Origin of the sequence: Mesorhizobium sp. M0060 (assembly GCF_040323155.1) — a bacterium.
Lineage (GTDB): Bacteria > Pseudomonadota > Alphaproteobacteria > Rhizobiales > Rhizobiaceae > Mesorhizobium.
On record NZ_JAMYUP010000048.1, the window covers coordinates 34,473 to 40,571 of the forward strand.

At 64.0% G+C, this 6,099-nt stretch carries 7 protein-coding genes and 1 pseudogene; 4 read left to right on the forward strand and 4 right to left on the reverse strand.

Annotated elements, in window-relative coordinates; translation table 11 throughout:
• Window positions 1–61 precede the first annotated feature (61 nt).
• Window positions 62–601 carry a 50S ribosomal protein L19 gene (rplS, locus tag NKJ94_RS29035; RefSeq protein WP_352468080.1) on the reverse strand — a complete coding sequence of 180 codons (540 nt, stop codon included), beginning with the start codon at window positions 599–601 and terminating at the stop codon, window positions 62–64.
• Window positions 602–959: 358 nt separating this feature from the next.
• On the opposite strand from rplS, the gene NKJ94_RS29040 reads away from it, so the two are divergent.
• Window positions 960–1,712: a sulfite exporter TauE/SafE family protein gene (locus NKJ94_RS29040; protein WP_352530082.1), complete on the forward strand. Its 753-nt coding sequence runs from the start codon at window positions 960–962 to the stop codon at window positions 1,710–1,712.
• On the opposite strand, the gene trmD is transcribed toward NKJ94_RS29040, so the two are convergent.
• Together trmD and rimM are read right to left on the reverse strand one after the other, a co-directional pair.
• Entirely contained in the window at window positions 1,694–2,392 is a 699-nt protein-coding gene (gene trmD, locus NKJ94_RS29045; protein WP_352530084.1) for a tRNA (guanosine(37)-N1)-methyltransferase TrmD, read from the reverse strand. The two genes, NKJ94_RS29040 and trmD, sit on opposite strands and share 19 nt — an antisense overlap.
• Window positions 2,389–2,988 (reverse strand): ribosome maturation factor RimM, encoded by a 600-nt coding sequence (gene rimM / locus NKJ94_RS29050; RefSeq protein ID WP_352530086.1) that lies wholly within the window; start codon window positions 2,986–2,988, stop codon window positions 2,389–2,391. Before rimM ends, trmD begins: the two co-directional genes overlap by 4 nt.
• Before the next feature lie 132 nt (window positions 2,989–3,120).
• On the opposite strand from rimM, the gene NKJ94_RS29055 reads away from it, so the two are divergent.
• The 3 genes from NKJ94_RS29055 to NKJ94_RS29065 all read left to right on the forward strand — a co-directional run bounded on the left by NKJ94_RS29055 (window position 3,121) and on the right by NKJ94_RS29065 (window position 5,631).
• Entirely contained in the window at window positions 3,121–4,059 is a 939-nt protein-coding gene (locus tag NKJ94_RS29055; RefSeq protein ID WP_352530088.1) for a tyrosine recombinase XerC, read from the forward strand.
• Between the two features lie 85 nt (window positions 4,060–4,144).
• Window positions 4,145–5,212 carry a TraB/GumN family protein gene (locus NKJ94_RS29060; RefSeq protein WP_352530090.1) on the forward strand — a complete coding sequence of 356 codons (1,068 nt, stop codon included), beginning with the start codon at window positions 4,145–4,147 and terminating at the stop codon, window positions 5,210–5,212.
• A 14-nt stretch (window positions 5,213–5,226) separates the two neighbouring features.
• Window positions 5,227–5,631, forward strand: coding sequence for a hypothetical protein (locus tag NKJ94_RS29065; RefSeq protein ID WP_352530092.1), 405 nt, complete (start codon window positions 5,227–5,229; stop codon window positions 5,629–5,631).
• A gap of 366 nt (window positions 5,632–5,997) precedes the next feature.
• On the opposite strand, the pseudogene NKJ94_RS29070 reads toward NKJ94_RS29065, so the two are convergent.
• Window positions 5,998–6,099 (reverse strand): annotated as a pseudogene (locus NKJ94_RS29070) (IS481 family transposase); the annotation flags it as partial.

Below are 6,099 nucleotides of genomic sequence, written 5' to 3' on the forward strand. Positions count from 1 at the left end.
ACCTCGCGAACCAAAAAGGCGGCCGAAGCCGCCTTTCCGAAAACATGGGTTTGAAGACGCCTTATTCGGCGGCAGCTGCTTCCGCGGCCTTGGCGGCCTCGTCGGCGGCCTTCTTCTCGGCGGCGTCCTGCGCTGCCTTCTCGGCGGCCAGCGCCTGGGCGGCGGCCACTTTCTCGGCCTCGATGCGCGCCTTCTCGGCGTTCAGCGCATCACGCTCCTCATCGTTGAGCTTGCGGGCGCGCACGCCGGTGTTTTCCGAAATACGGGCCGACTTGCCGCGACGGTCACGCAAATAATACAGCTTGGCGCGACGCACCTTGCCGCGGCGCACGATCTCGACGCCCTCGACCATCGGCGAATAGACCGGGAACACACGCTCTACACCTTCGCCGTAGGAGATCTTGCGGACGGTGAAACTTTCCTGGAAGCCGGCGCCGGCGCGGGCGATGACCACGCCCTCATAGGCCTGGACGCGGGTGCGGGTGCCTTCGGTCACGCGGACCTGGACGCGCACGGTATCGCCGGGCTGGAATTCGGGGAGCTTGCGCTTGGCTTCGATCTTGGCGGCCTGCTCGGCCTCGAGCTGACGGAGGATGTCCATCTCAAAAATCCACTTCTTGTTCTTCCGACAGTCAGAGCGTCCGACACTCGCCTTGCAGTCCCATCGACCGCTCGGCTATGCCCTTCGTTCGAGAACATCTGTTCGAGAACATCGGGCAGGGGCGACTACACCGTCATTGTTGACGGGTCCGGCAAATTTTTCTTCCGGTTCGGCGCGCACATACAGCTATTTCGGCGCGTTGTCACGTCTTCGCTGTTTCTTTTTTGGTGCCGCGTTCCTTTTTGACTAGCGCCCGCTGTGGCACTCCTGCGATCGCTTGTGGTCCAGGGGGTTGCGCCCGCGCGTCAAGCTTTCTAAGCCGGATGATAGGCATTTTCCTCCAGCGACGACGGCCCTCATGCCAATTTTGGACGCGGTCCTGCTCTTCCTCGCCGGCTTTCTATCAGGCGCGGTCAACGCCGTTGCCGGCGGCGGCACGTTCATAACCTTTGGCGCCATGACGCTGGCCGGCCTGCCGCCGATCGTCGCCAATGCGACATCGTCGGTGACGCAGTTCCCCGGCTACATCACCTCGACGCTCGCCTATTGGGACGACATCAAGCATTTCTGGCGCGGCGCACTGCTGCTCAGCCTCATTTCGGCTCTCGGGGCGCTGGCTGGCGCGCTAATCCTGTTGGCGCTCGACAACCCGTCGTTCCGCGCCTTGGTGCCGTGGCTGCTGCTGGCGGCAACCGCATTGTTCGCTGCCGGGCCATGGCTGAAGCCGGCGCCCAAGCCCGGGCATGAGGCCGCGGTGGGTTCGCTGGTCGGTTCCCTGGCGCAGTTCGCCACCGCCGTCTATGGCGGCTTCTTCGGCGCCGGCATGGGCGTCATGATGCTGGCAACTCTCGGCCTCACCCAGTCCGGCGACTATCACCGGCTGAATGCACTGAAGAACATGCTGGCCGTGGTTATCGCGGCAATAGCCATCCTGGTTTTCGTCTCCGGCGGCGTCATCGCCTGGCTGCAGGCGATCATCATGATCCCGGGTGGCGCGCTCGGCGGCTATGCCGGCGTCTGGATCGCCAGGCGCGTCCCACAGAACGCGGTGCGCGGCTTCGTCATCGCGGTCGGCCTGTTCCTGGCATTTTACTATTTCGACAAGGGCTGAGCGGCTAAAAGATCCGGCCTTCGCTCTTTCGTCAGCCTCTCCGCTTCGGCCCGCCGCCATGCGGCGATCTTCTTGTGATTGCCCGAAATCAGCACCTCGGGGATCGGCCGGCCCTCGAACGCCTGCGGCCGCGTATAATGCGGATGTTCGAGCAGGCCGTTTTCAAAGCTCTCTTCCTCGCCCGATACCGCATTGCCCATGACGCCGGGCAGCAGGCGCACCACCGCGTCGAGCAGCACAAGTGCTGCCGGCTCGCCGCCGGACAGGATGAAGTCGCCGATCGACACTTCTTCGAGCTCTCGCGCTTCGATGACCCGCTGGTCGACGCCTTCGAAACGGCCGCAGACGATCACCGCACCCGGCCCGGCGGCGAGCTCGCGCACACGGCGCTGCGTCAGTGGTTTTCCACGCGGACTCATTAGCAGTTTTGGACGCCGATCGCCCGGCGACGAGGCATGGTCGACGGCGCTGGCCAGCACGTCCGCCCGCATCACCATGCCGGCGCCGCCGCCGGCCGGCGTGTCGTCGACGGTACGGTGACGATCACTGGCGAAGTCGCGGATCTGGATTGTTTCGAGCGACCAAGTGCCGGTCTCCAGCGCGCGTCCGGCCAGCGACAGGCCGAGCGCGCCGGGAAACATTTCGGGATAGAGCGTCAGCACCGAAGCAAAAAAACTCACCGGTTGCCTCCGGCGTCCCTCGGCCCGCGCGGCCTGCCCTTCGGGTCGAAACCGTCGTCACCGGGAGGCTCGCCGTCCTCGTCCTCGACCAGCCCTGCTGCGGCTGGATCGATGCGGACAAAGCCGCCGGCGATCGAGACTTCCGGAACGGCGGCCTGCGTGAACGGGATGAGCACGCCTTTGCGTTCCGCCAGCGTCACGTCGAGAATGTCGCCGCCGCCGAAATTGTGCACGGCGACGACCTTGCCGATGATCGCACCAGTGTCGTCCTTGACCTCCAGCCCGACGAGGTCGGCATGGTAGAATTCGTCCTCTTCGCCCTCGTCCGGCAACACCGAACGGTCGACGAACAATTCGGTGCCAGCGAGCGCCTCGGCGGCATTGCGATCGCTGATGCCCTTAAAGCGCACCACCACCACGGTGTTGGCAGGCCTGATGTCGACGATCTGGAAGGCGCGGCCATCCCTGGCATAGAGCGGACCGTAATCGGCCAGCGCCAGCGGATCGCCGGTAAAGCTCTTGACGCGCAATTCGCCCTTGATGCCATGCGCGGCACCGATCACGGCCATCTGGACGGGGTTTTGCGGCTTGGTCATCTGCGGAAAATCCTTTGCCTTGCTCTAACCCCAGCCAGTCGTCATTTCAATGACGACGCTCTTCACCGCTTCCTAACCCGACTGTCGGAAGATGGCCCAGAATTGGATGGGCGGAATACTGGAAGAGCGCAAATGCAGGAATTCCTCATACCGGCGAAACCCGACCTTCAGGCGGCGCGCGAGAACTGGCTGAAGATGCTGGCGCGAGAACGCCGGCTGTCGCCCGAAACCGTCGAGGCCTATGAGCGCGACACGCGCCAGTTCCTGCATTTCCTCACCGGCCATTGCGGCGGCTCGCCCGGCATTTCCGACATCGCCGATCTGCGCCCCGCCGATTTGCGCGGCTTTCTCGCCGCCCGCCGTGCCGAGGGCGCCGGTGCCCGCACGCTCGGGCGCGGGCTGGCCGGCATCCGCTCGCTGCTGCGTTTCCTCGAACGGCGCGGCCTCGCCAATGCCGCGGGTGCCGCAGCCTTGCGCGCGCCGCGCCAGCCGAAATCACTGCCCAAGCCGCTGACGGCAAGCGATGCAAAACACGTCGTGTCGGTGGAAGGCCAACTGGCGGAGGAGCCGTGGATCGCCGCCCGCAACGCTGCCGTGCTGACGTTGCTTTACGGTTCGGGCTTGCGCATTTCCGAGGCGCTCGGCCTGTTGGGCGCCGATCTGTCCTCGCCTGGTGATACCGTGCTGCGCGTCACCGGCAAGGGTGGCAAGACCCGGCTGGTACCGGTGCTGCCGGTGGCGCTGCGGGCGATTGCCGAATACCGCCGCCTCTGCCCCTGGCATCTCGATCCCAAGGGCCTGCTGTTTCGCGGTGCCCGCGGCGGCCCGCTGAACCCGGCAATCGTCCAGCGCGATATGGCCAAGCTGCGCTCGGCGCTCAACCTGCCCGACACGGCGACGCCGCATGCGCTGCGCCATTCCTTCGCCACGCATCTGCTTGGGCGTGGCGGCGACCTGCGCACCATTCAGGAATTGCTGGGCCATGCCAGCCTGTCGACCACCCAGATATACACCGGCGTCGACACGGCAAGGCTGCTCGAGATTTATGAAGCAGCACATCCTCGTGCGTGATGGATGCATGAATCCGTGGCCATCTCGCAACAATTTTGATGCGCCGGTTAACCGTTTTGCCGCTTTTTGCGCCTAGAACCGCAGCATGAAACGCCTCATCGTCATCGCCGACCGCGCGACTCATGTGTCGCTGAAGCTGCTTGTCGCGCTCAACGCCCTGTTTTTCCTCTCCTTCCTCATCATCGCGCTGCTCGCCGCCGGCAAGGCACGCGCCGAGACCCCGGTCTGCGCCGGTACCGATATGCTGAGCGCGCTGCAAAAGGGCGACCCGGCCACCTACGGCAAGATCGAGGCGGACGCGGCAGCGACGCCGAACGGCAAGGGCTTGCTGTGGAAGCTCGAAAAATCAGGCGAAAAACCGTCCTTCCTGTTCGGCACCATGTACGTGACCGACCCGCGCGTCACCACGCTGCCGCCCGCCGCGCAGAAGGCATTCGATGCCGCCGGCACCGTCATCATCGAGACCACCGAAGTGCTCGACAAGCAGAAGATGATGGCAGCACTGCTGAAAGAGCCGGATCTGATGATGTTCACCGACAAGACGACGCTTTCGTCGCTGCTGTCGCCGGACGATGCGGCGGTGGTCAACAAGGCGCTCGATGCGCGTGGCATCCCGCCAGCGACCGTCGCCAAGATGAAGCCCTGGTTGCTGTCAGCGATGGTGGCGCTGCCTGCATGCGAAGTCGCCCGCCAGGCTGGCGGCGCGCCGGTGCTCGACGTCAAGCTTGCCAAGGACGCCAAGGCTTCGGGCAAATCGGTCGAGGGGCTGGAGACAGTCGCCGACCAGCTGCGCGCCATGGCCTCGCTGCCGATCGCCTTTCACTTGAAGGGGCTGGTCGATACGCTGAAGCTTGGTGACAAGGTGAACGACGTCAACGAAACCATGATCGTGCTTTACCGGCGTGGCGACACCGGCATGTACGTACCGCTGTTTCGGACCGTCATTCCCGAACAGGTCGACGACCAATCGGGTTACGCCGAATTCGAGCAGACCATGATCACCAGCCGCAACAAGGTGATGGTCGATCGTGCCGCGCCGATCCTCGCCCGCGGCAACGTCTTCATGGCGGTCGGCGCCATGCACCTTCCTGGAGCGCAAGGCTTGGTCGAGGGTTTCCGCAAGGCCGGCTACACCGTCACCGCCGTCAACTGAACAGCACGGCGGAGTTGCACACCGAATCATTGCCAAGCTGGGTCAACCCTGATTCGTGGCGCGACGGCGGACCAGCCGCGCTTCGTGCCAAGAAACTGAAAAAGGTTCGGTTTGGCTCGATCGAAACCCATTTCGCGGTGGAAATGCATGCCTGCAAGCGATTCCGGATCAGAATTGCCCTGTTTTCGGCGTTTTCGACGCCTAATGTGAAACCCATTCAACGATTGTACGTTGATGGCTATTACTTGATGTTTTTCATCCACGGAGGACACTTTTATGGCGAACACACCCAATCCGAACGACCCATTCACCTCGCCCGGCACCGCAAGGCCAAGTCGCGGCGGTGGCAGCGGCTGGCTGATTGCCCTGGTTGTCGTTATCCTGGCAATTGTCGCCTATTATGTTTTTGGAAGACGTAGCGAGGCACCTGCGCCTGCCGAACCGCCCGCAGCCAGCACCCCGGCTCCGGCTCCTGCACCCGCCGAGCCGATGAAGCCAGCCGAACCGGCTCCTGCGCCAGCAGCTCCGGCAACGCCCGCTCCCGCTCCAGCTCCGGCAGAACCAGCACCCGCTCCGGCCCCTGCGCCGGCACCCGCTCCGGCACCGGCACCGGCGCCTGCCCCAGCACCGGCTCAGTGATCAGACTGCTGATTTCATGACGAACGGCCCGCTGAAAGGCGGGCCGTTTGGTTCAAGCTCCAGTCGTCGATCATTCTGCTAATAGCCAAAGGACGCCATGCCTTCGTCATCCTGGGGCGGAGCGAACGCGAAGCGGAGCGCAGATCCTAGGTGTTTAGTCCCGGCGTTTGATGGGTGGGATCGAGTCGGAACCGTTCGGGCTCTTTTGCCCAAATTTTGCAGATGAACTCATAGGGTGTGAGACCCTT

What these genes read in the sequence shown, in the direction of transcription:
- rimM (WP_352530086.1), bottom strand. Translation starts at nt 2,988, where the DNA reads ATGACCAAGCCGCAAAACCCCGTCCAGATGGCCGTGATCGGTGCCGCG.
- NKJ94_RS29055 (WP_352530088.1), top strand. Translation starts at nt 3,121, where the DNA reads ATGCAGGAATTCCTCATACCGGCGAAACCCGACCTTCAGGCGGCGCGC.
- NKJ94_RS29040 (WP_352530082.1), top strand. Translation starts at nt 960, where the DNA reads ATGCCAATTTTGGACGCGGTCCTGCTCTTCCTCGCCGGCTTTCTATCA.
- rplS (WP_352468080.1), bottom strand. Translation starts at nt 601, where the DNA reads ATGGACATCCTCCGTCAGCTCGAGGCCGAGCAGGCCGCCAAGATCGAA.
- NKJ94_RS29060 (WP_352530090.1), top strand. Translation starts at nt 4,145, where the DNA reads ATGAAACGCCTCATCGTCATCGCCGACCGCGCGACTCATGTGTCGCTG.